We start from the raw sequence: 21,737 nt of genomic DNA, 5'->3' as shown, positions 1-21,737 counted from the left end.
GGCTCCCCTGTGCATAGTTAGCGGGAGGTTGCTAATTAGTATATGCCTTGAGTCATGCATTCGACAAGATTGTGATTTAGCGGCCGAGCCAGACCCTGAGTATCACCGGAAGGAAGTCCTTGACCGGGAAATAGATCACAAACCAGACCAACGCGGCGAGAAGATAGACAACCGCGAGCCACCTTGGGAACCACTCACGCGTGGAGAAGTAGGCAGCGCCAGCGGAAAGCGCAGGCACGGCTGGAAGAATGTAGAACGGGTAGGTGACGCGGCCGTAAAGCCAGAGGCCGATGTACGGTAGATAGGTCCAGACGAGCCAGACGAGTAGGAACAAGGTCGTCCTGTCGTCGCGCGAGACGGGCTCGCCCTCGGGTCTCCTTCGCAGGAGTCTGTAGACCGCGAGCGGGACCCACACCAAGACCGCCCAGAGCATGATGACGTTGTTGACACCGTAGTAGCCCACGCCGATGAAGCTGGAGGAGGTGGCGCCCGGTCCGCTGCCCACAGTGGTGGTGACTGTCGTGACGAAGTACGACACTGGCGGGTAGTATGTGAGCCAGTTCAGAGGGGTGATGTAGGCGTGGAAGAGTGAATCGACCCACATCCCGCACTTCGGGACTACGGCGAGGGCCGCGGGAGGGCAGTCGAGCCCCGACCCGTACTTGAAGATGAAAGCAACCTGTTGGACGAAGGTCGGGACCGTGGCGGAAGTGAACAGCGTGTCGTACACCTGCAGGCCGGCGAAGAAGACGAGGGCTGCGACCGCGAGGAGTTTGGCCGTCTCAATGAAGGCGTGCTTGAGCGTCCCCTCGGCGAAGATGAGCTGGTAGGTGAACAGGACGGCGACAGCGAACACGGCTGTCTCCTTGGAGAGTAGTGCAAGCCCGAGCATGGCGCCCGATGCAGTCACGTTGTCAATGCGCCAGAACCTCGCACGCCAGAAGTAGAGCACGAAGGCCAGGAGCGAGAAGAAGATCGAGGGGATGTCTATCAGGGCGGCGGAAGAGTGGACGAAGAACATCGTGTCCACCGAAAAGAGGAACGCAGAGAAGTAGGACAGCCTCCTGTTGCCCGAGAGCAGGTAGATTAGGACGAAGAGCAGTGGGATGCTGAGCGTCCCCAACAGGGCGTTGAAGACCCTCCAGCCGAGGTCGTTCGACCCGAAGACCGCAGTCCCTGCGGCTATGAGAGCCTTCGCAAGGAACGGGTGCTCCAGATTGCAGTTGTCGGCGTAGGGCGCGCACTGATTTCCGGAGAGCAGGGTCTGGGCGGCGGGCACGTAGAAGACCTCGTCCATTATGCACCCCAGCTTGGTCGAGTTCGTGCACTGCGTGGTTGGCGGGGAGTTGATCACGTAGAGGTGAGCGCCGAAGACTGCCACTGATACCAGGACGAGGAAGAGGACGGCCCACCGCATCTCCGGCCGCGTCAGGGTGAAGTGCCTCGCCCCTGCGATGACCGCTGCGGCAGCCCCTAGCGTAGCCAGGACGGCCGAGGCCTGAGCTGCGACTACGAAGTATGCCGAGGGCGAGTGGGCGTTCAGGATCAGGAAGAGACAGAGGGCGAGGAGGCTCGCGATTGCAACTACTGCGCTGTACCTGAGGACCCTCTTCCATCGCGTCTGAGAGGGCGAAGTGGGTGCAACCTCGGGGACTTGCACGAAGCGACCCTCGGCCAACTGGATTTAAGACTGTATACTTGGTCGGTCAAGCAGTGAAGACAAGGATGGGACATTCCTTCGAGGTCAGGGAGTCCGACCTGCTGGGCAGGATAGGGAAGCTGGAAGTTGGGGGCAGGAGCGTGGAGACGCCCTATCTCTTTCCGGTTGTGCATCCTGTCAACCAGCTCGTAGAGCTCCGCGAGCTGAAGGAGATGGGGTTCGGGGGGCTGATGACCAATTCCTACATCCTCTACAAGCGGCGCAGGGACGAGGTTCTGACGGATGGAATCCACAGGCTGCTGGACTTCGACGGGCTCTTCATGACTGACTCTGGCGGTTACCAGGTGCTCGAGTACGGCGACCTGGACGTGACGTACAGCGAGATAGCCTCGTTCCAGTCGCGGATGGGATCCGACCTCGCAGTCACGCTCGACAGACCGACGGGCTACTCGCAATCGAGGAAGTACGCGAAGGGGACGATGGAGTACAGCCTGAAGAACGCTTTGGCGACAATCAGGGAATTCGGCGCATCGAAGACAGTCTGGGTGGGACCTGTGCAGGGAGGCCTCTTCCCAGACCTGCTGAAGAGGTCGGCATCGTCCCTCGTGAACGCTGGCTTTGGCTTCCTCGCGCTCGGAAGTCCAGTCCAGGTGATGGAAAACTACAGGTACACGGAGCTGGTTGGAATGATCGTCGCGACCCGCCGCGCGATGCCCTACTCTATGCCTCTCCACCTGTTTGGCGCCGGACACCCTCACACGATGGCGATGGCGGTCGCCCTCGGCTGCGACACGTTCGACTCTGCGAGCTACATCCTGTTCGCCCGCGACGGGAGGTACATGACGGGGCGCGGCGCTTCCAAACTCCGCGAGATGAAGTACCTGCCCTGTAGCTGCCCTGTCTGCTCCAAGACATCCGTGGGAGGGATTCTGGAGCTCGAGGAGAAGGACAGGACGAGGTTGCTGGCGCTTCACAACCTGCACGTCCTCAGAAAGGAACTCGAGAGCTGCAAGGAGGCGATAGCAGAAGGCAGGCTCTGGGACCTGGTCGAGGAAAAGGCGGCAACACACCCGCGGCTCCAAGAAGCGTTCCGCGAGCTCGCGAAGGAAGCGAAGCTGTTCGAGAGAGGCACGGCATCCATGAAGGAGAAGGGACTACTGATGAGGGGGGAAACAGACGGACACAGGCCAGAGATTTCCATCGCCCGGCGCAACCTGGGGGGCGCGATGAGGAGGACTACAGGAACTGCCCTCCTCCTACTCTCCTCTAGCGGTCTTCCGATCACCAGGTTGAGGTTCAAGGAAGGCAGGCGCCCGGAGGGGAGATACGACGTCTACAAGATGAGCGCCGAGCTCGGACTCTACCCCGCGGAGCTGGACTTCGTCTACCCCTTCACTCATCTCGTGGGAGGCGGGGGCGAACCAGAGGGCGGGCTGCAGGATGCGGAGCGAAGGCTCAGGTCGATGGGCTACAAGAAGGTCGTAGTCGGTAGGGTTGACGGCGCCGGATGCATCTCGCTGGCCAGGGCTAGGAGTAGGCGGAAGAGGAGGGGCGGCGCTCCCTCTCCTCGATCACCTTCATCTCGCCCTCGATGACCTCGGCACCCTTGATCAGCGGTGTGGTGTCAACCGCGAATCCGTACCTCCGCGAGAGGACCTCCACAGCGCTCGCCGCGGCCCTCGGGTCCACCCTCTCCGTGCTGGAGTAGGCCAGGACGGCGAACGCAGGGAAGGCGTTCATCTCGAAGAAGTTCAGAAGCGAGGCCACCGGTCCGACTATCATCTTGTCATCCTCGAGGACCCGCTCGCCCTGCATCTCTCCCTTCGCAGCGAATGTCGAAGTCATCACGACCTTGTACCTCGAATCGTCGTTCCTCAGCGATTCGTCCAGCCCGCCCACCAGGGCCACCTCTCTGACTCCAGAGCCCTTTATCCACTCGGCCAGTCCCCTGTAGAACTCGTCCTCCTTTTCTCTCACGGGAGACACCTCGGCCTTGAGTATCGATAGTCCATGGGCGCTGAAGACTTCGTAGGGCGTCACGACCCTGCCCTCCGCGTAGTAGGAGACGGCTGGAGCGTGCTCGTAGTCGATGAAACAGACCCTCCTCGCTTTCAGCTCGTTGACAAGGAACTTGACGGTCCAGTATCCGGTGGCCCCTATGCCATGAAACCCAGCGATGAGAGCTGTGCCATCAAGCCTTGTCCCTTCGGGAATGATCCTCAAGTTCTTGTCTTCGCACCCTGACAGGCTGGCGTCTTAAATCTACACCGGGCGCGGATGACTTCTCAGGCAGCAGAGAGCTTTCTGCGGAACGCAACGACTCCTAAGACCAAGGCTATCACACCCACGGCGGCCAGGCCGTACGAGATGTAGAACAAGTTGCCGGCTGCTCCGTTGACCTGTCTCAGCTGAGACGAGAGGGAGCTGATGTTTGCGTCTGCCTGCTGCAGCCTTGATCTGAGCGAGGTCGACTGCGCGTTAGTGCTGAAGGAGCCGGAGAAGCTGGACGAGAGTCCGTCCGCCTGAGTCGCCTTCACAACGAGGCTGTGCACTCCGTCGTTCAGCGATGCGGCGTCGATTGGTACCGCCGCGGTTAGCCCTGCCGAAGTGGTCGTGGCTGTGAGTGGAACATTGACCCCGTCGACCCAAGCGGCAAGCGAGCTTGAGGTCAGTTGCTGACCCGTGACTGTCACGTTCAAGTCAGCCTGTCCGCTTATCGGCTGGGTCAGACCTGTCACAGAGAGTGTGGGGAGGGCCGGTGTCACCGTTTGGAAGGAGGAATCGCCGAGCGAGACTGTCGACCCCGTAAGCGAGAGCGAGCCAACGCTCGAGTCCTTCAGCGTCAGGGTGCTGCCGGTGGCTGTGACGGTTCCGCCCGAGACGCCTACCAGAGTCACGTTGGCATTGTTGACCACGAGGTTGCCCTGTATCTGAGAGTCGATTATCATCACCGTCCCTCCAGAAATCGTGTTCGTGCCGAGGAATACGTCCCCGCTCAATGTGCCTGATGCGGTGATGGTGGCCCCAGAGAAGGCGAGCTGGGAACTCTGTGCGAGAGAGCTCACGGTGCCGCCATTGACGTAGGTGAAAGGCTGGATGAAGAACGGACGCTGGGCCGCGAGCGCAGTGGTCGTCGGCACTCCGTCGGCGGAGAGGCCTGTTACGTACGCGTCGTACGGTCCGGAATAGAAGAACGCGTTCGCGTTGATCGGGGCGATGTTGCCTGCGCTGGCCGGGCCTGGGAGAGTGACGTTCCCCAGCCAAGCTTGCATCACCGGGTCGTAGGTAAGCTGCACAAGCTCAGAGCTCGCATATTCCGTGTGCATCAGGGTGGTGTAATCGTTCTGGAGCGCCTGTGGGTAGACTATCGCGGTGTACTCCCCGTACTTCACAGCGGTGCCGTTCGGGTAGGCGATCCTTGCCACCACGTGGGCCTGCTCGCCCTGGTAGAGGTCTGCGAGCGATAGTTGTCCGCCGGTGGCTGGCGCACCTCCGGGTGGAAGGGCTGCGGATGCCGAGATGAAGCCGGGCTCAACTGAGACAGCGGGAGTGACAGGCCCGCTCGAGACCCAGATCTGGCTGAAGAAGGTGCCGTTGAGAGTCTCTCCGAGCGTATCGGAACCATACTTTGCGCTCAACAGTATCGTGTAGAGCCCAGGAGTCGAGTTCGAGGGAACCGAGAGGTAGCCGTTCAGGTTGGAGGCGCCTCCGCCGCAGACCCTGACCGCTTCCTTGCATGACTGGTAGGCGAGGCTTGCAGTGGACACGACTGTCCCGCTCGGGTTGACCAGCTTGGCGGTCACGTTCGAGCCCACGGCGACATCGTTGCCGATGATGCTTCCCGTCTCTAGGGAGCCCGTGAAGTAGAGGTTAATCGGCGCGATGGGCGTCGCTATCAGAGTGAGCTCCTGGCCGGGGGCGACAGAACCCGGCTCGGCGACGACCGCCGGGTAGATGTAGGTTGTCTGCAGGTATATGCCACTGATGAACGGTAGATATCCGTAGGTGCTCCCCTTCAGCACCATGCTTGCCGGCCCGTCCGGGATGCTCTGGTTGATGATGATCTGGTTCTCAGTGCCGGTGAGGACGTTGTGGATTGAAGGCAGCGAGACTGTCATCGCTGTCGAGTAAGTGTTGCTCGTGATGGAGTAGGAGTTGATATCCATCGCCAAGGGCCCTGCCGGGGCGACATTCCCGTCCAAATCGGTCGACTGCACAGTCACCGGCAACCTCCCGATTGTCGACCACGGGTTCGTGGGCACTGGGTAGTAGAATGTCCCGAGGTAGCCCGCAAAGAGTGGGGCGAACCCCGCCCCCGAGACGCCGCCGCTGGTTCCCTGGACGTTGACATCGGCGAAGCCAGATTGAGAGCCCATCGTGTATGAACCAGTCCACGCCCCTGCCGCGCTGCTGTAAGCGATGGGGATCTGCGTGTTGCTTGTAAGGGTGGCGAGCGTAGCGGTGAACGAACCGGTGGTGACTGCGGAAGCGCCGTTCTTGATTGTCGCCGTGACCTGGAGGTGTGAGCCTGGAGTGAACTCGAGACCCGAAGAGTCAACTCCTGGTGACAGTGCGACGGTCACATTGAGACTGGACCCTCTCTGGGCAGCCTTGTACAGGCTTGCCATCTCCCCAATGTTCGGCGACCCCCAGCCGGTGACAAGGTTGTATCCCTTGCCGGCTACCCAGGGTATGTTGTAGCCGAAGGTGATTGGAGTGAACGCCTTTGCGTACGTGGCGGGGTTGTTCGCCAGGCTGTAGAGGAATGGGTTGATCAGGCCGACGCTACCGTTTATCGAAGAGTCGAGGAGCGTGACTAGGCCGGCTAGAAGCGGAGCTGACTCTGACGTGCCCCCCGTTCCAACCACTCGGCCAGAGTCGACTATGTATGTGGCTGGGTCGACGCCGGCCTGCAGTGAAAGGTCAGGGTTCATCCTTCCCGCAGGAAGGGTCGCAGGAGTCAGCTGGGCTGCCTGGTACCAAGGCTTCGGCTCGAGGATGCTTACACCGCCTCCGCTCCCTCCGTAGTTGATGAAGTTGGGAACCCAGCCCGGGTTTGACCAACCTGTCTGAATGAAGCTGTTTCCTGCGAAGTACGTTTGGGTCCCTCCGACGGCAGTGACGTAGGGCGAGGTCTCAGGATAGGCCACCTGGCCTTCGGTCCCGCTGGAGAAACCGCTGCCGCCCGTGTCGCCCGTCGCTCCCGAGAAGGTTATCCCCTGCAGCGCGCCGAGCATGTAGTACTGGTCCGGCATCAGGGCGTTCATGTCGAAGAACCCAGGACCGAAGAAGGAGTAGTACCACTCGGCGATTGTGAAGCTCTGCGAAAGCGTGTTCACCTTGTTGTCCTGCACGATCTTCGATATGGCGTCAGCCATGGAGATTGCTCCGTTGCCAGCGTAAAGGTCGATAGTCGCGTGCGGTGCCATGGCGTGGGAGACCTCTACGTCGAGAGATATCTCGCCGCTCCAGCCCGTGTAAGCGCCCAGGTTCGGGGCATACGGCCCTATCGGGATGATGTTGAGGGTCGTGTCGGGGAATCCGAACCGCTTGTCGAAGGCTTGGAGGTCGCTCGAAATGGTCGGCGAGCCGTAGAAGTCCAGTATTCCGATGGTCTTGCCGGAGCCGTCTGCTCCCTGGGTGTACAGACCAGTGGCGTTGTACACGCTCTGGAGCAGCTTGGCTGAGAAGCTGCTCTCTGTGAAAGTGACGTTTGCCCCGCTCGTGTGCCCCAGGCTCGCAGCAGGCTTGGCCACCAGCGCAGTCGCGTTCGAGGCGAAGAGATAGGCGCCTCTGAACGAAGGCGCAGTGGAGATGTAGTAGGATGCGGTCCCGTTCGAATATAGCCTGACGTCGGTCCCGAAGGCCTGCTTTACCTGCGCCGCGGTGCCTTGCAGTACGATCATCGAGTCTAGGGCTGTGTACTGGACGCTCAGCCCAGTCGTCGAGAGATACTGCATCATTTCGTTGAACTTGGCTGTCGGGTAGAACTCCGCCGATAGCTGCTGCTGCGATGGGAAGTGCCTGAAAGACGTCGAAGAAGGGTCAGAAACGGCCTTCACCATCGCGCTCAGGATATCGAGGTTCCTCAGCGGAATGGCCAGGCTGACGGTCACTGGTAGGCTGTCAGGAGCAGATCCCTTGAGCGTGAAACTTGGTGGAGGTTTAGAGAACTGTGCGTTCGATGATGACGGCAGAGCTGCGGCAATTGGCACGACTTGGAGGAAGGAGAGCGAGAGAAAGGCAACTAGCGCTACAGAGAGCACAGACCGTTGAATGCCCTTCAAGAATATCTTTGGCTCGGAAAACGCACGGATTTAAGCTGATACGCGAGCCACAATCTCCCCGCGAATCAGCGGAGAATGGACTTGACGAGTTGCGTTTAGACTAGTCATCTTCACGCTGAGGTCCCAGAGCCTTGCCGCAAGCTCCTCGTCGTAGGAAGCTCTTGAAGAATGGCGTTCCTTTAGGTCAATGAAATACTTCCCAGTCAATCCTTCCACCTCGGGTGCTGAGGCGAGGTAGACGCAGGTCTCTGCCCCCTTCTCCGGACCCCGCATGAAGAGAGACACAATGCGTGCCAGTGGGCTGGCGACCCCCGAGTGCGACCAAATGTTTGTCCTCACAGCCCCGGGATGAAGGCAGTTGACAGTCACTCCCTTACCCTGGAGTCTCCTAGCCAACTCGTAAGTGAAGAGGACGAGCGCCAGCTTGGAACGGCCGTAGGCTCTCAGCCCGAACGTTCCTTGCGACTTCCTGCCGTTCATGTCATCGAGGTCCAACGCCGAGCCGTGGTGGGCCACGGATGCGACGTTGACCACCCTCGAGGGAGCACTCGCGACCAGCACGTCTACCAAGAGGTTTGTGAGCAGGAAGGGAGCGAAGTAGTTGACGGCCATGGTACGCTCCACGCCCTCCTCAGTCTCCGAGTACCCGACGAAATTGCTGCCGGCGTTGTTAACAAGGACGTGTATCTTGGTGTGGGCCCGCTTCAAGTCAGACGCGAGTCGTCTCACCTCCCTCTGTAATGATAGGTCGGCGATCATTAGCTCCACTGCTGAATTGCCGGAATCCCTGACAAGCTCTGCCCTCGCTCTTTCCCCCTTTCGTGGGTCTCGCGAGACCATGACGACGTTCGCGCCCATCCTTGCAAGCTCCAGTGCGGTAACCTTCCCTATGCCGGAGTTCCCACCCGTGACCACGCAGACCTTCCCCTTCATCTTCTCAGCCACTGGCATGTCTTCCACCTAGGCCGTCTTGGCCCGGTTGGATAAGCTTGAGTTTCCACTCAAGTGGACGGACAAGGCAAGCATCCAGAGCAGTACCGAGGCCAGGAAGACCCTCTCCAGGAGGCCGTTCATCCGTTGTGCGAATGCGGGAGCCACGCCAGGAAGGCCGAAGAGCAGGAAGACTAACGCCACCGCTAGGAGGGAGATCGGCAGAGCGAATCTCGTGACGCGCTGGAAGGCCGGGTCCCGCTTGAACTGCAGGGAGAGGCCTAGCGCGCCGAAGGAGCCTCCTACGAACGAGATGACCGCGACCACGAGATGGATTGCTCCGCTCAGAGTCGGCGCTGAGGGAGGGACGTCGGTGGGGAAGGCCGCCAGGATGAACGCCCCCACAGCCCACACACCGAGCAACGCGACGCCAGCCCTGTACCTGTTCCTGACCCCTCCCCTGAGGTCAATCGCGCGCAGCATGGCGTAGAGGAAGACGAGTGAGAACAGCCCCCGGTTCAAGAAGTTGAGGGTCATGATGTAGCCATACGGGCCGATGGCCAAGTAGCTCTCGGCCTGGCTGACTGGACTGTAGTACGGTGGGAGAATCTGTGCCGCCGTGTCCAGGACGACGTAGAGCAGGATTCCGACGATGACCACCCAGAAGAGTCTCTTCACTGTCGACGGAGACGTCCCAGACGACTTCGCCATGGCCCACGCGGGTGCGGCTGCAAGGGCCCTCTCATTTAACCTGAGTAAGCGAGGCGGGGGGCTCTGGTAAGTCTGTGGGCCACGCCTCAGGGTCTTGTCGGTGTTAAGGGTCGGGCCATAGGGTCGTTGTAGGTGTTAACCTTCGGTTGATAGGTTGGGAGGAAGCGGCTGGGAAATTCGACCTGCTAATCCTAGCTTATAAGCTCCAACGCTATGGGTTGAACTCTCACTAGTGAAGACTTAAATTTCCCTCGCATATGGTTTAACGCACCACTAGGAGGGCGGCTAAAGCCACCCGTTGGGCATCCTCAAGGATGTCTGCCTAGCGGTTTCGTGATTTTGTTACTTCCTATTTGGGTCGGGTATTAGCCTGAAGTTGTGTTCGCCGAATCTGGCGGCAAATTGGTCAAACAACGAGCTATCCCCATCGACGCACTTTCTCTTGATCGCGTAGGCAACGAAGTCCGCGAGTTGGATACCCATCGCAGTCTGAGAAGGAGTGAAGAAGATTGTATCGATAATCTTAGTGAGCGTCCAGAAATGGGTGCCTTTTTTCCTGAAATACTCATACAGGGTTCGTATTCTCGTGTCAAACCCCTCTGCGCTGGCGTCTGAGACAATTATGCCCCTTTCCCTTCTGTTCAGAAGAAAGATGTGGAAGCGGTTGATTATCTCTTCGAGACTTCGATTGACGACATCCTCAGGTTTGCCCAACCCTCGAATCAGGAACTGGTCTTTGTCAATTGCGATTCCGAACAGAGTCAGGTGAGCGGTGGCGATGAAGTTGCACACGTCTGCAACCATCGCCTTGTGGTCAATCTTATCGAATAGCGACCTTCCATTGAAGAGTTGCTTGGTGTGGATTTCCTCCAGGTCTTCCTTCGGGAAATACTTCTTGCAGAGGTCGTTGAAATATGCTGATGTAATTGGCCAGTCATTCTCACTCAAGGCCACTCCGCCCAGAATGTAGAATTTGGAGTTCTTGTGGTCATACATCCCTGGGTCTCCCGAGGCATCGATGTAGAGAATCTGCATGTGAGCATCCGCGCTAGATGAACTATTAAGATTATTCGGGTTCTTCTAGTCTTCCCTAACCTACCGTGCGCTACTCACCACGCTAGCGTTCTCGATTATTGTCTTCCACTTGTTCTCCCCCTCAACCTTGATTCCCGCTCTCTCGGCGGGGGTCGCCCCGTTCAGTCCTTCGTGGGGTCGGATGAAGTTGTGGTATAGCTGATACCCCTTCAGGATTGGGGTGTCGGCCCTCTTGATTCCCCGCATCACCTTCTCTCGGTCTCGGACTTCACCGTTGAGCCGCTCCATCTTGTTGTTGTGGACTTCGCTTCCCAGCGTGATGTCCCGCTTGTGGTGGGGATGAGGCCCGTTGCGAGACCATAGCTCCTTCTTGAAGGCCAAGTGGAAGTTGTGCGCCCCGTCGCTGATGAGGAGCTTCGGCCTCTTGCCAGCCGTCTCTACCGCCTCCTTGAACATGGGCCTTACGTCCGAAGTCCCCTTGTGGTCTGCCACCTGTTGGGCTATCCAGAAGCGGGTGTCGTCGTCCATCATAGCGAAGAGATACTTCGTGTTCCCCTTCACCTTCAGGTATAGCTCGTCAGTCCTCCAAGTGTCGCCCACCCGAGGGGTCAGCTTGTCGAGATACCCCTCCATCAGCCCGACATATTTCCTAATCCAGTTGAGGACGCTGACGTGGGAGGTGTTCACGCCTTGGAGCCTGAGGAACTTCTGGACGTTCCTTAGCGACTCGCCAGTAAAGTAGAGTTGCATCGCCTGGGTGACTGCTTCGGGGCTGGCCTTCATCCCCTCGAAGCCGAGGTTCTTGGAGAACCTCAACCCGCACCCCTTGCACGAGTATCGCTGAAGGTCTCCGCTCCTGTTGTGCCTGACCGAGTGCTTGACGATGAGGGCCGACTGGCATCGGGGGCATTCCCCGACGCTGACGGCCTGAATGACTGTCGGTTCGGTTGCGACAATCTTCCTTAGGATGAAACTCAGTTCGACCGCTCGGACGTGCTTGCACTTCATCCCCCTGAACTGGTGGTCGGGGCAGGAGCAGGCCCATCCCATCTCCGTCTGCATCACGTCGTATTCCTTGGCTAATCTTTGACTGTGAACCTTGTAGGCGAACTCGTCGAGCCGCCTGACCCATCCGAACTGCCTTGCAATCTCCTCGCCCTTCATCTCGCGGAAGTCGAGGGCAGGTTCCTTCATTCAGTCCGCCTCCATCTCGTAGCTGGCCTCGACGTAGGCCTCATGTTCGGCGTATTCGTCTGCGTCCATTTCGAAGCGGAGTTCTTCTGGGTGCATGTCAGTGGTATCCACTTGGATATTATATTAAGATAGCGGTATCCAAGTGGATAGCACAATCGTTATATCCAAGTGGAAAGAGGCTTGCTCCGTGCCAAAATGGAAGAAGGATGCTACCGAGTTCACGGTCAGCGTGAACTATCACCCGACAAGAGGGATTCAGGTGTTCCTCCCCAAGCCGATAGCTGACCTGCTCGGGAACCCCAAGTCAATCAGCTTCGTGGTGAAAGGGAAGAGGGTTGAGATTAGGTCAGAGACGGATGTGAAGGGTTAGTAGGGAATTGCTTTCCTGACGTAATCCTTCTCGTCGTCGGTCAGTCCGTAGATGTCGAAGATGTCATCGTCTATGCTCGCGTCCAGTTTGGTCAGCTTCTCCATCAACGGGTTGTATTCTGTCGCCGTGTAGAGGTCGTAACCCATGCCCGCCAGCTTTGAACTGACCTCAATCATCTCGGAGACCTTGTCGGCGATTTCCTCCTGCCCTCTCTTGCTCACCCGCTTTATAGGAACCTTGCCGAGATACGACCTGTCCATGTGCATTGTGAGTTCGGCTCGGTTGAACACCACGTCACGGATGAAGAGGGTCGCAAGCTTCGAGTTCAGAATCCCGAGGACGTATGTGTCGAGGAAGTCCTTGTCGGTCACTTTGACGTTTGTTATGGTGTCGATGTTAAGGACACCGTTCTCATCATAGGTTCCGACGCACCTGACCCTTGATGAGACGATGTTCTGAATCATTATCTTGCCCGTCCTCAGCTTCTCAGTCGCGTCGGCAAACGTGGCGTTGACATAAGCCCTATTCACGAACAACGAATGCTTCTTGATGTATCTGCCGATCGACTCGCCCTGAAAGATTGGCTCTTGGTCAGTCTGGGTCTTGGACTGCTTGAGCATCGGGTCGTTGACCGTCATGGGGAGGCCGCGCCAGATTCCATTCGGCCCAACTATGTCCATCAGCCGCTCGCTTCCTTCGAGCATCTTCGACGCGATTACCTCGGTCTGACCCGTAAGGTAGATTGCGAAGGTGTCGGTCTTCTCCCAGAGTGTCTGCGGGATTGCCGTCTGGTCATACTGTTTCGATTTCAGGTTGACCACGTTAGTTATGGCGTTGACCATGTTGCGCTGGCGCTTGGCCTTGTTCTTGTTCTTCCGCATCACCATCGTCACCACCTCGAAGCCAACGTCCTCGAAGCCCCTACCAACATCTGTGATGCTCAGAAGCTCGCAGTTCTCAAGGATGTATTTCCTTATCCCAGAGTAGGAATCGACCCTCAGCATCGACTTCGGAAGGACTAACCCAATGTATCCACCGTCCTCAACGATGTCGATGCACCTTCTGACAAACATCGAGGACGAGTTAATCCTGCCGCTTATGATGTTCTGATAATAGTTGCCGAACTCGTCATGATACATCGGGTTACTGCGTCTGATGTCAACATATGGAGGATTGCCGATTGCCGCTTGGACTGCTTCTGACTCAAGTATCTCCGTCGGAGCGTTCATCTGCTCGAAGCCGTTTTCGCTCTCGGTTGTGTGTGGGAGCTGGACAGTCTTGAGACTGTCCCATTCGTAGATGTTCATCGAAGGACTCGGGTTCTCAAGGTCAAGAAGCAGGAGGTTCATCATGGTCAGTTGGGTGGCAAACGAGTCGATGTCGATTCCATGAAGGACTTTAGACATAAGGTGGATGTGGGCTGACTTCGCATCCCACCCTTCTTTGAGCATCTTGGGTAGCAGTCGCTCGTAGGTGAACTTCAGGAACCCGCCTGAACCGCACGCTATATCGGCCACCTTCATGTCGGGCGTGAGTTCGATTTGGTCGAGGATATGGTTGATAAGGTCGTCTGGCGTATAAAACTGGCCGAGGCTTCTTCTCGTCTCCTTCGATATGTGTTTCTGATAGACCTCGCCGAGGAGGTCTCTGTCAATCTGCTTGAAGTTGTGCTTCTTGGTTCGCTCGATTATCTCCAGCACGGTCTCCTTCTTCCACCTGAGGTCTTCGAGCATGATGTGGTCGAAGAGGGGCTTGGAATACATGATGAACTGAGCGCCCACTTCGGAGAAGAGTTCTCTGAGCATCGCGACTATCGTGTCGCTGAGGGAGGCCGACCTCAGCATGGAAAGCCATTCTTTAGTCGTGCGGAGTGTGATGTGGCCCCTGTCTTCGCAGATTCTCAGGAATAGAATCCTATTGATGAAGGTGTAGGCTCCTTCCGCACAAATCTTGTCAAGCCAGTCCACCTGAATATCGTTCTCTCTCAGCTTGGCGTCGATTTGCTGTTGGAAGAGCCTGTCGCGGTTGTATTTCGTCCTGAAGGTCGAATCTACTTTCCTCCCATCCATGTCGAGCGCCTTGTCTACCAGAACTCGGAAGTTCTTGTCAGCGTCGTATTGGTCGAGCCACGTTTCGCTCTTATTGACGCTCTTCTCCTCGACCCAGCGGTCGATTTTGCGCCTGAAGGTTGCGTTACCAGAATACTTCTCGGTTAGCTGTGGTAGAATGTCAAGGAAGAGCTTGCGTTTGCCTTCCCTCAGGGTTTCCAGAAGCTCCTCTTCAGTGACGGCCCTCCTGATTGATTCGACCCGCGTCTTCACCTCTGGATTCTTGTCGATGTCCCTGAGATGTTCATGCCCAATGAGGCCTTTCAGTTCGTCAAATCTCTCTGGAAGGTGCTTCAGGTCTGTCTCGAAGACTGGCCTGTTCCGCGAGTTCTCGACGCCTTCGATAAAGCTCTTGTAGAGCTGGAACTTGATTCCATTAGAGAGGAGGAGCCATGAGATCGACTTGTCCTTCGCGTATTGGAGCGACTTCACCTTCCAATCGTCGAGTGTTTGTTCAGGGCTTTTTGTCTCGACGATGACCTTCGGTTTCTCGTCAATGAGTAGCGCCACGTCTGCCCGCTTGTTGGCGACATGGAACTCAAATGACATGTCCTTCACTTTGTCATAGCATAGCCATTCGAGAACGCGGACAACTATCTTCTGCTTAATGTCCTCCTCGGCACCAGACTTCTTCCCTTTGCACACATCGTTCAGGACATCGAGCCGCGACAGTGCCTTTAGGTCGTCGGCGAGCGTGGCCGTCGCTGGCACATGAGGGAGTGCCTGCCCCATTTTATAATGATTTAAGCACCACGAAAGGCGAAACATATGGCCCGCCCCTTAACAGGCACAAAACCCTGAAGCATGGCCCACAGACTTACCAGAGCCAGGCGGGGAAAGCCTTATAGACAATCAAAAGCGCGCGTTTCTCAAAGGATTACGATTAATGGAAGTAAAGGTTCTGGGAGCAGCCAGGCAGGTCGGCCGCTCCGCTTTTCTCGTGACGCACAGAGACAGCAAGATCCTGCTCGACTACGGAGCCATGACCACGAAAGTGCCAGGGTTCCCGATGCACGTGCCCCCGAAGGACATCAAGGCAGTCGTGCTGAGCCACGCTCACCTTGACCATTCGGGTGCCGCTCCCCTCCACTTTCTCGGAGGCAACATGAAACTCCACGCAACGCCGGTTACCTCGGAGCTCTCAAGCCTGCTGATTCAGGACTTCATCAAGATCTCCGGGCAGTACCTGCCCTTCGAGTTCATCGACCTCATGGCTATGAACACCAACACGGTGAACCACGGTTACATGGAACCGTTCCAGATCGGCGACTTCACCATCTCCTTCTACGACGCGGGCCACATCCCTGGCTCTGCCGTCATCTCCGTGGAGGCAGGGTCGAAGAGGCTGCTCTACACGGGCGACATCAACGGAGGCGAGACGAACTTGCTCAGCGGCTCGTGGAAGAACCTCGGGGAGGCAGACATGGTGATCACCGAGAGCACCTACGCAACCGCGGACCATCCTCACAGGTCCAAGGCAGAGGCGGAACTCGTCGAATTCGCCAACGCGGTTGTTGAGAGAGGCGGCGTCCTCCTCGTGCCTGCGTTCTCTGTCGGGAGGGCCCAGGAGATTGCGATGACACTCGTCAAGAGCGGGTTCAAGCACCCGGTCTCCATGGACGGGATGGCGTTGAAGGTCAACGGTATCCTTCTCCGCTATCAGGAGTTCCTTCGCGACCCTACCGCTCTCCGGAGGATGCTAGAGAGCATCGAAGAGGTTACCTCGTGGACTCAGAGGAGGCGGATAACAAGTAGACCTGGAGTGATAGTCTCGCCTGCCGGGATGCTCGTGGGCGGCGCCTCCATCTTCTACAACGAGCACCTCTCGATGGATGAGAAGAACGGCATTGCCATAGTCAGCTTCCAAGTTCCGGGCACGCCGGGCAGGACTCTGATCGACAAGGGCCTGACGATTTATCGTGGGAAGCCGACCAAGGTGAAGGCAGAGGTGAGGAGGTTCGACTTCTCGTCCCACAGCGGCAAGACCGAGCTTCTGAGCGACCTGAAGGGTATCAAGGGCTCGCCCAAGTTCCTGACTGTCCACGGCGAGGAAGAGTCGTGCATCGCGCTCGCCGACCAGCTCCACCAGGATATGGGCGCAGAGGCCACGGCAGCGATGCCAGGCCAAGAGTTCCAAGTCTAAGCGACCGGTAAAATGTCTATTAGCCTGACACGGGGCAGCGGCCAGCAGGCGTGAGCGAGACACAAGAGCCAGAGAAGAAGCGCGTCACGGTTCCGAACCTGCTGGAGGCCGTCGCAATTGTCTTGGTGATTCAGCTCGCGGCGCTCGGCATCACGTACCAGAACCTGCCTACCTACGTCAACTTTGTTGCAACTAGCGGCTACACCTACGCCCCACTGGGTACATCAAGTGCCGGCTCGGCAGGAAACGCGATAATCCTCGTACTCGTTGTGTTCGCATCGACGTTGGCTCTCGTGTGGGTCCTTCGAAGGAAGAGGGTCATGTCGTTCCGGGTTCTCATCTTCGCTTCTGTTTCGCTCTCCGCGTTCCTCCTGACTTTGACGACTGTCGACGACATCATCTGGAGGTACGTTCCGCCCGTGCTGGAGCTGCCGATTGACGCTGCAGCATCGCTGACCGTTGTTGTGCTGATCGGGTACACGATATTCGTGAAGAGCAACCCTTGGCTCTCGGACGCGATTCTCGCTTTCGTGGGAGCTGAGGTGGGCAGCTTCTTCGCCTCGACCCTCCCACCCCTTACAGCCCTAGCGCTACCAGTAGTCTTCTCGGTCTATGACATCTACGCCGTGTTCAGGGGGCCCCTGAAGCAGTTAATCGGGATGGCCCCAGGGGTCGCCCTGCAAGGGATGTCCATCCGGGCTGGCGAGTTCACACTCGGGCTGGGCGACATTGTGTTCTACACTATGCTCCCGTCGCTCGCCCTGTTCTACCTGTCGCCGCTTGTGTCTCTTGTGACCATCTTCACAATAGACGCGGGGGTGATTGCAACGCTGTTTCTCCTGAGCAAGAAGAGGTTGCTTCCTGGACTCCCTATCCCAATGGTGCTTGGGGTCGCCCTTCTCGCCATATTTCTACTCTAGGTCAGTACTCTACGACGTCTATCTTCAGTCCCTTGGTCAGCTCGTCCGCTTCCTCTGTCGTCGTCTTGTAGGTGACGAGAGAATCCTTCGTCTTAAGCTTCAGCTTCGCGTTGTCGCCGCTCCTGACCACTCTCACCTCGTCAGCTGACTCCAAGAGCTTCTGGAATTCTTCCTTCGACTTCAGTTCAGTTGGCAATCTGGCCAGGCCTCCTTCACCCCCCATATCAATCCTATCCTAACCCTTGCAGGCGCAGAATGTCTAGACGCGAGGACGGAATAGTTCACAATAATAGGATGGAGAGGCTGAACGGAGAGTTCAGAGACAGAGAAAAGGTCATGCGGGGGGTAAAGCGGGGGGACACCCATCCTCAAGGGCTACCAGATTTACCACAACTACGTCAGACCGCACATGGGTTTGGACGGGGCGACTCCTGCGGACAAGGCGGGAATCATCGTGCGGGGGGAGGACAAGTGGCTGACGCTGATTCAGAACGCGAGTCATCCGACGAAAGTTTCCAACTCAGAGAAGGGGATCGAATCCGACTAAGACTTTCCAGAACCCGACAACGTCACGTTTAATAACCCGAATCGGAGGTCGCTTCTTCAGCGGTACCGAAAAGACGCTAGGATGTGAAAAGACGAGTTTCGGACGAGGAGGAGGCTACGGCCGCAGCGGCGGTTCGAGTGGAGGCGGTTTCAGGTCCTTCAAGCCAAAGCCAGTTGAGGTCGGAAAGGAGTACGACGTTACCATTTCCGAGATCAGCAGGCGCGGCGACGGCATCGCAAAGGTCGACGGTTTCGTCATCTTTGTGGCCGGCGCAAAGCAGGGCTGGCAAGGAAAGGTCAAGGTCACTCAAGTAGCCAACAGGTTCGCCACGGGTCAAGTCGTCGGCGGGTCTGAGGGCGGCGAGTCCTCCAGCTCAGAGAGCGAAGAGACAGGAACGTAGGGTCCACGCGACCCTGCACTGTTCGCAGGCGGCCTGTCTCAGAGACGGCCGCTCCGTTTTCATTTTCATTCTTGATACCGCTTCTTACCCAGATAGGGACGCAGAAAGGCTATATTGGACGTAGGCACACTAAGATACAATGGTCCTCTACGCAAGGGACATTCTTCAGAAAGACCTGCTGGCGCTTCCGAAGGAGACCACGGTCCTGGAGGCAGCAAAGACGATGAAGTCTGCAAGGCACGGCTTCGTTGTCATCGACTCGCCGACGCATCCAGCTGGTTTGGTGACGGAGTGGGACATCGTCTCGAAGGTTGTGGCCGAGGGCAGGGACCCTGCCACCGTCAGGTTGGCTGAGATAATGACAACGGAGCTCTTCTCAGTGAAGGCGAGCGAAGGAATCGCGGCCATCTCCCAGATGATGAGCGAGAAGGGCATCAGGAGGATGCTGGTCAAGGAGGGTGACCAGGTTGTCGGATACATCACCGAAAAGACGGTATTGGCCAATCTCCAAGCCTACGTGGACAAGGTGTCTTCCCAGATCAGTAGGCTTCAGGCACCCTGGTTCTAGCAAGGAGGCCACATCTCTGACAGCGACGGTCTACATTGATGGGCTAAGCGAACCTCGCAATCCGGGGACGGGCACCTACGGGTTCACAATCTACGAGGGTTCGAAGAAGATCGCGGAAGGAGAAGGGCTGGCCGGCTACGGCGTAACGAACAACTTCTCAGAGTACACGGCGCTCGTCGAGGCGCTGAAGAAGCTGAAGCAGCTCGGGGTCAAAGGAGACGTGACCGTCAGGTCTGACTCAAGGCTGCTCGTCGGCCAGATGGGGCTGGGGTGGAAGGCCAAAAGAGGCGGCTACCTTCCGAAACTGAAGGAAGCGAAAGAACTGGTCAGTCAACTCGGGTCGGTGAAGTTCGAGTGGATTCCGCGCGAGAAGAACGAGGAAGCCGACCTGCTGTCGCGGGTCGCCTACGAGAAGCACAAGAGATAGACCTGCTCGACTCCGACGGCACGCATCATTTCAGCGCGCAGCCCACTATAACTTCAGCAATTGCCGAGCGGTTACGGCTCCAGACGGTCGTCCGCAGCCTCGTGAAATGAAGCCGCATGCTTGAGGTGGGCCGGAGGAGAATTGAACTCCTGACTTCGAGCGTGTGAGACTCGCGTCCTACCAGGCTAGACCACCGGCCCCAGCGACCCGCCTTCAACTCACTCGATATTTGCTTTACTTTTTCACGCCGACTGAGCGGTTCTTTAGCCTCAGGTCAGAGGTCCTGCACTTCCTGCACCGCTCTGCCTGCAACGGGTTCCTCGCGCCGCAGCGCAGGCAGACCTTCAGGTAGAGCCTCCTCTTCTGGGCTATCTGCTTCTTGGTCACGTCGGCTATCGGCAAGTCGTTCTATGCCCCCGGCGTTCTCCTTTTCAACCTGTCGCCTGCTTCAGCAGGCTTGGAACATCCGAAGGCGTCATCGCCACCCTCACTCCCGAGTCCCTGAGCGCGCTGATCTTGGAGTCGGCAGTCCCGACGTTGCCGTAGATTATTGCCCCGGCGTGGCCCATCTTCTTCTCCTTGGGCGCGTGCCTGCCTGCCACGTACGCCACAACAGGCTTCTTCGTCCCAGACTTTGCGATGTGCCTCGCGAGCCTCTCTTCCGCGTCGCCGCCGATCTCCCCGACGGCCACTATAGCCTTGGTCTCCTTCATGCCTTCGACGAAGTCGAAGCACTCCGTGGGGGTCAGCCCCGTGACCGGGTCCCCCCCTATCCCTATCGCGACGGACTGCCCGAACCCAGCGAGCGAGAGCTGGTTTGCGATCTCATAGGTGAGGGTGCCGCTCCTCGAGAACAGGGCTACGCTACCCGGCTTGAATGATGGGGCCGGCATGATCCCCAGCTTGACCTTCTCGGCGGGCACGATGAGGCCCGGGCAGTTCGGCCCCACTATCGAGGTGGAATGACTTTTGGCGAGCTCAAGCATTCTCAGTGTGTCTCTGACGGGGATATGCTCCGTGATGACCACGAGCAGCTTGATCCCCGCCAGTATCGCCTCCTCTGCTGCGTCGTACGCGAACTGCGCGGGCACGAAGAACACAGATACCTTCGCCCCCGTCTCCTTGACCGCTTCCGCGACCGTGTTGTACACTGGAACGCCCTCGACCGACAGACCTCCCTTGCCCGGGGTGGCCCCGGCAGCTATGTTGGTGCCGTAGTCGAGCATCAGCCGAGTGTGGAGCGCCCCATACCTGCCTGTGATGTTCTGGACGACCACAGGGTCGCCCCTTCTGGGAAGGATCATCTCGCCTTCACCACTGCCTCCACCGCCTCCTGCGCGGTCCTGAAGAGCTTCACCTTGGAGCCCGAGAGCAGCTGCTTCGCCTCCTCCTCCTCAGCCCCGCTTATCCTGGCGAAGACGGGCTTCACAGGTCCGCCTGCGAGGACGTCCTTGATCCCCTCCGCTACGTCCGTTGTCCTCGTGATGCCGCCGAAGATGTTCACAAGTATCCTCGAAGCGTTCGGGAGCTTGTTGACCAGCGCCAGGGCCGCTACGATCCTCTCACGCTGCGCTCCCCCTCCGAGGTCCAGGAAGCACGCAGCGTTCCCGCCCGCGTCCCCCACGAGGTCCAGGGTGGAGAGCACCAGCCCCGCCCCGTTCCCAACTACTGCAATGTCTCCCTCCAGGCGGACGAAGGCGAAGCCCTGCCTCGAGGCCTCCCCCTCGAACTCGTCCAAGGGGTGGACCTTCGCGAACTCGGGATGGCGGAAGAGCGCGTTGTCGTCGAGTATTATCTTGGCGTCGAGGGGCATCATGATCCCGTCACCTCCCACGGCCAGTGGGTTAATCTCTGCCAGCTCGCACTCCTTCTCCCTCGCCAACTTTTCCAAACTGAGAAGTATCTTGACGAACTGCTCTGACTGGCTTCCGCGGAGGCCCAGCTCGGAGGACACGGTATTGGCGAAGGGCCGGTCTATGCCAGACAGCGGAATCTTCCTGACTACCTTCCCAGAGAGCGACTCTACGTCAATCCCTCCGGCCTTCGCAGCGATCACTACGAAACACCTCTCGCTCCTGTCGAGCGTGACCGAGAGGTACATCTCATCCTTGTGGGGGAACGACTGCTCGACCAAGATGGAACTCGGGACCTCTCCTCCAATTGAGAGATTGAATATTCTCTCGGCCTCTCTCTGGGCCGAAGCCTTGTCGGAGACGACCACAATGCCTCCCGCCTTGCCCCTCCCTCCTGCCAGGACCTGGGCCTTCAGGACTGCGGGCAGACCGATGGTCTCCAGCGCGTTGAGCACTCCGACCACGTTTCCTGCGAGTACTGAGCGAGGAACGGGAAGCCCGTAGTTCTTGAACAGCTCCTTCGCCTGATACTCGAAAAGCCGCACGAACCTAGGCGGCCAGGCAAGATGGGATAAACGTAGCGG

General features: G+C 58.1%; 20 protein-coding genes and 1 tRNA gene. 8 read left to right on the top strand and 13 right to left on the bottom strand.

Annotated elements, in window-relative coordinates:
* Nucleotides 1–76: 76 nt before the first annotated feature.
* Nucleotides 77–1,660: a glycosyltransferase family 39 protein gene (locus tag LYZ69_03275; protein MDV3277472.1), complete on the bottom strand. Its 1,584-nt coding sequence runs from the start codon at nucleotides 1,658–1,660 to the stop codon at nucleotides 77–79.
* A 53-nt stretch (nucleotides 1,661–1,713) separates the two neighbouring features.
* Here LYZ69_03275 and tgtA point away from each other — a divergent pair, with 53 nt between their 5' ends.
* Complete coding sequence (tgtA, locus tag LYZ69_03270) at nucleotides 1,714–3,255, top strand: tRNA guanosine(15) transglycosylase TgtA (protein ID MDV3277471.1); 1,542 nt, start codon at nucleotides 1,714–1,716, stop codon at nucleotides 3,253–3,255.
* Here the strand turns inward: tgtA and LYZ69_03265 are convergent.
* The 6 genes from LYZ69_03265 to LYZ69_03240 all read right to left on the bottom strand — a co-directional run bounded on the left by LYZ69_03265 (nucleotide 3,188) and on the right by LYZ69_03240 (nucleotide 11,817).
* Nucleotides 3,188–3,883, bottom strand: coding sequence for a PAC2 family protein (locus LYZ69_03265; protein MDV3277470.1), 696 nt, complete (start codon nucleotides 3,881–3,883; stop codon nucleotides 3,188–3,190). The two genes, tgtA and LYZ69_03265, sit on opposite strands and share 68 nt — an antisense overlap.
* Before the next feature lie 62 nt (nucleotides 3,884–3,945).
* Nucleotides 3,946–7,947, bottom strand: coding sequence for a hypothetical protein (locus LYZ69_03260; protein MDV3277469.1), 4,002 nt, complete (start codon nucleotides 7,945–7,947; stop codon nucleotides 3,946–3,948).
* Between the two features lie 30 nt (nucleotides 7,948–7,977).
* On the bottom strand, nucleotides 7,978–8,898 hold the full coding sequence (locus LYZ69_03255) for an SDR family oxidoreductase (protein MDV3277468.1): 921 nt from the start codon (nucleotides 8,896–8,898) through the stop codon (nucleotides 7,978–7,980).
* Nucleotides 8,899–8,907: 9 nt separating this feature from the next.
* Nucleotides 8,908–9,588: a DUF998 domain-containing protein gene (locus LYZ69_03250; protein MDV3277467.1), complete on the bottom strand. Its 681-nt coding sequence runs from the start codon at nucleotides 9,586–9,588 to the stop codon at nucleotides 8,908–8,910.
* A 342-nt stretch (nucleotides 9,589–9,930) separates the two neighbouring features.
* Nucleotides 9,931–10,623 (bottom strand): DUF3800 domain-containing protein, encoded by a 693-nt coding sequence (locus LYZ69_03245; protein ID MDV3277466.1) that lies wholly within the window; start codon nucleotides 10,621–10,623, stop codon nucleotides 9,931–9,933.
* Nucleotides 10,624–10,683: 60 nt separating this feature from the next.
* Complete coding sequence (locus LYZ69_03240; GenBank protein ID MDV3277465.1) at nucleotides 10,684–11,817, bottom strand: DDE-type integrase/transposase/recombinase; 1,134 nt, start codon at nucleotides 11,815–11,817, stop codon at nucleotides 10,684–10,686.
* A 187-nt stretch (nucleotides 11,818–12,004) separates the two neighbouring features.
* Between LYZ69_03240 and LYZ69_03235 the strand changes: the two genes are divergently transcribed.
* Nucleotides 12,005–12,187, top strand: coding sequence for a hypothetical protein (locus LYZ69_03235; protein ID MDV3277464.1), 183 nt, complete (start codon nucleotides 12,005–12,007; stop codon nucleotides 12,185–12,187).
* On the opposite strand, the gene LYZ69_03230 is transcribed toward LYZ69_03235, so the two are convergent.
* Nucleotides 12,184–15,006: an N-6 DNA methylase gene (locus tag LYZ69_03230; protein ID MDV3277463.1), complete on the bottom strand. Its 2,823-nt coding sequence runs from the start codon at nucleotides 15,004–15,006 to the stop codon at nucleotides 12,184–12,186. The genes LYZ69_03235 and LYZ69_03230 overlap by 4 nt on opposite strands.
* 175 nt (nucleotides 15,007–15,181) lie before the next feature.
* Here LYZ69_03230 and LYZ69_03225 point away from each other — a divergent pair, with 175 nt between their 5' ends.
* Together LYZ69_03225 and LYZ69_03220 are read left to right on the top strand one after the other, a co-directional pair.
* Nucleotides 15,182–16,438 (top strand): MBL fold metallo-hydrolase, encoded by a 1,257-nt coding sequence (locus LYZ69_03225; GenBank protein MDV3277462.1) that lies wholly within the window; start codon nucleotides 15,182–15,184, stop codon nucleotides 16,436–16,438.
* A gap of 50 nt (nucleotides 16,439–16,488) precedes the next feature.
* A complete protein-coding gene (locus LYZ69_03220; protein MDV3277461.1) occupies nucleotides 16,489–17,358 on the top strand; it encodes a presenilin in 870 nt (289 codons plus the stop codon).
* Between the two features lies 1 nt (nucleotide 17,359).
* Here LYZ69_03220 and LYZ69_03215 read toward each other — a convergent pair whose 3' ends face one another.
* The gene (locus LYZ69_03215) at nucleotides 17,360–17,554 is read right to left on the bottom strand and encodes a hypothetical protein (protein ID MDV3277460.1); all 195 of its coding nucleotides are present in this window, start codon (nucleotides 17,552–17,554) and stop codon (nucleotides 17,360–17,362) included.
* A 213-nt stretch (nucleotides 17,555–17,767) separates the two neighbouring features.
* On the opposite strand from LYZ69_03215, the gene LYZ69_03210 reads away from it, so the two are divergent.
* The 4 genes from LYZ69_03210 (at nucleotide 17,768) to LYZ69_03195 (ending at nucleotide 19,300) form a co-directional block, all read left to right on the top strand.
* Nucleotides 17,768–17,905: a hypothetical protein gene (locus LYZ69_03210; protein ID MDV3277459.1), complete on the top strand. Its 138-nt coding sequence runs from the start codon at nucleotides 17,768–17,770 to the stop codon at nucleotides 17,903–17,905.
* Between the two features lie 232 nt (nucleotides 17,906–18,137).
* Complete coding sequence (locus LYZ69_03205) at nucleotides 18,138–18,305, top strand: TRAM domain-containing protein (protein MDV3277458.1); 168 nt, start codon at nucleotides 18,138–18,140, stop codon at nucleotides 18,303–18,305.
* A gap of 139 nt (nucleotides 18,306–18,444) precedes the next feature.
* The gene (locus LYZ69_03200) at nucleotides 18,445–18,873 is read left to right on the top strand and encodes a CBS domain-containing protein (protein ID MDV3277457.1); all 429 of its coding nucleotides are present in this window, start codon (nucleotides 18,445–18,447) and stop codon (nucleotides 18,871–18,873) included.
* Nucleotides 18,773–19,300, top strand: coding sequence for a ribonuclease HI family protein (locus LYZ69_03195; protein MDV3277456.1), 528 nt, complete (start codon nucleotides 18,773–18,775; stop codon nucleotides 19,298–19,300). The genes LYZ69_03200 and LYZ69_03195 overlap by 101 nt, the downstream gene beginning before the upstream one ends.
* A gap of 126 nt (nucleotides 19,301–19,426) precedes the next feature.
* Here LYZ69_03195 and LYZ69_03190 read toward each other — a convergent pair.
* The 4 genes from LYZ69_03190 to LYZ69_03175 form a co-directional block, all read right to left on the bottom strand.
* Nucleotides 19,427–19,500 (bottom strand) — tRNA-Val (locus tag LYZ69_03190).
* 34 nt (nucleotides 19,501–19,534) lie between these two features.
* Nucleotides 19,535–19,702 (bottom strand): 50S ribosomal protein L40e, encoded by a 168-nt coding sequence (locus tag LYZ69_03185; protein MDV3277455.1) that lies wholly within the window; start codon nucleotides 19,700–19,702, stop codon nucleotides 19,535–19,537.
* Between the two features lie 29 nt (nucleotides 19,703–19,731).
* Nucleotides 19,732–20,604 carry a succinate--CoA ligase subunit alpha gene (gene sucD / locus LYZ69_03180; GenBank protein MDV3277454.1) on the bottom strand — a complete coding sequence of 291 codons (873 nt, stop codon included), beginning with the start codon at nucleotides 20,602–20,604 and terminating at the stop codon, nucleotides 19,732–19,734.
* A complete protein-coding gene (locus tag LYZ69_03175; GenBank protein MDV3277453.1) occupies nucleotides 20,601–21,698 on the bottom strand; it encodes a succinate--CoA ligase subunit beta in 1,098 nt (365 codons plus the stop codon). Before LYZ69_03175 ends, sucD begins: the two co-directional genes overlap by 4 nt.
* Between the last annotated feature and the right edge of the window lie 39 nt (nucleotides 21,699–21,737).

The organism is Nitrososphaerales archaeon (assembly GCA_032906765.1).
Taxonomy (GTDB): domain Archaea; phylum Thermoproteota; class Nitrososphaeria; order Nitrososphaerales; family Gagatemarchaeaceae; genus DASPPF01.
This window is presented reverse-complemented; position numbering and strand designations above follow the sequence as displayed.

Excerpts from the sequence above, each read along its gene's own strand:
- LYZ69_03200 (MDV3277457.1), top strand. The coding sequence starts at position 18,445 with ATGGTCCTCTACGCAAGGGACATTCTTCAGAAAGACCTGCTGGCGCTT.
- LYZ69_03245 (MDV3277466.1), bottom strand. The coding sequence starts at position 10,623 with ATGCAGATTCTCTACATCGATGCCTCGGGAGACCCAGGGATGTATGAC.
- LYZ69_03225 (MDV3277462.1), top strand. The coding sequence starts at position 15,182 with ATGGAAGTAAAGGTTCTGGGAGCAGCCAGGCAGGTCGGCCGCTCCGCT.
- LYZ69_03240 (MDV3277465.1), bottom strand. The coding sequence starts at position 11,817 with ATGAAGGAACCTGCCCTCGACTTCCGCGAGATGAAGGGCGAGGAGATT.
- LYZ69_03210 (MDV3277459.1), top strand. The coding sequence starts at position 17,768 with ATGGGTTTGGACGGGGCGACTCCTGCGGACAAGGCGGGAATCATCGTG.
- LYZ69_03250 (MDV3277467.1), bottom strand. The coding sequence starts at position 9,588 with ATGGCGAAGTCGTCTGGGACGTCTCCGTCGACAGTGAAGAGACTCTTC.
- sucD (MDV3277454.1), bottom strand. The coding sequence starts at position 20,604 with ATGATCCTTCCCAGAAGGGGCGACCCTGTGGTCGTCCAGAACATCACA.
- LYZ69_03255 (MDV3277468.1), bottom strand. The coding sequence starts at position 8,898 with ATGCCAGTGGCTGAGAAGATGAAGGGGAAGGTCTGCGTGGTCACGGGT.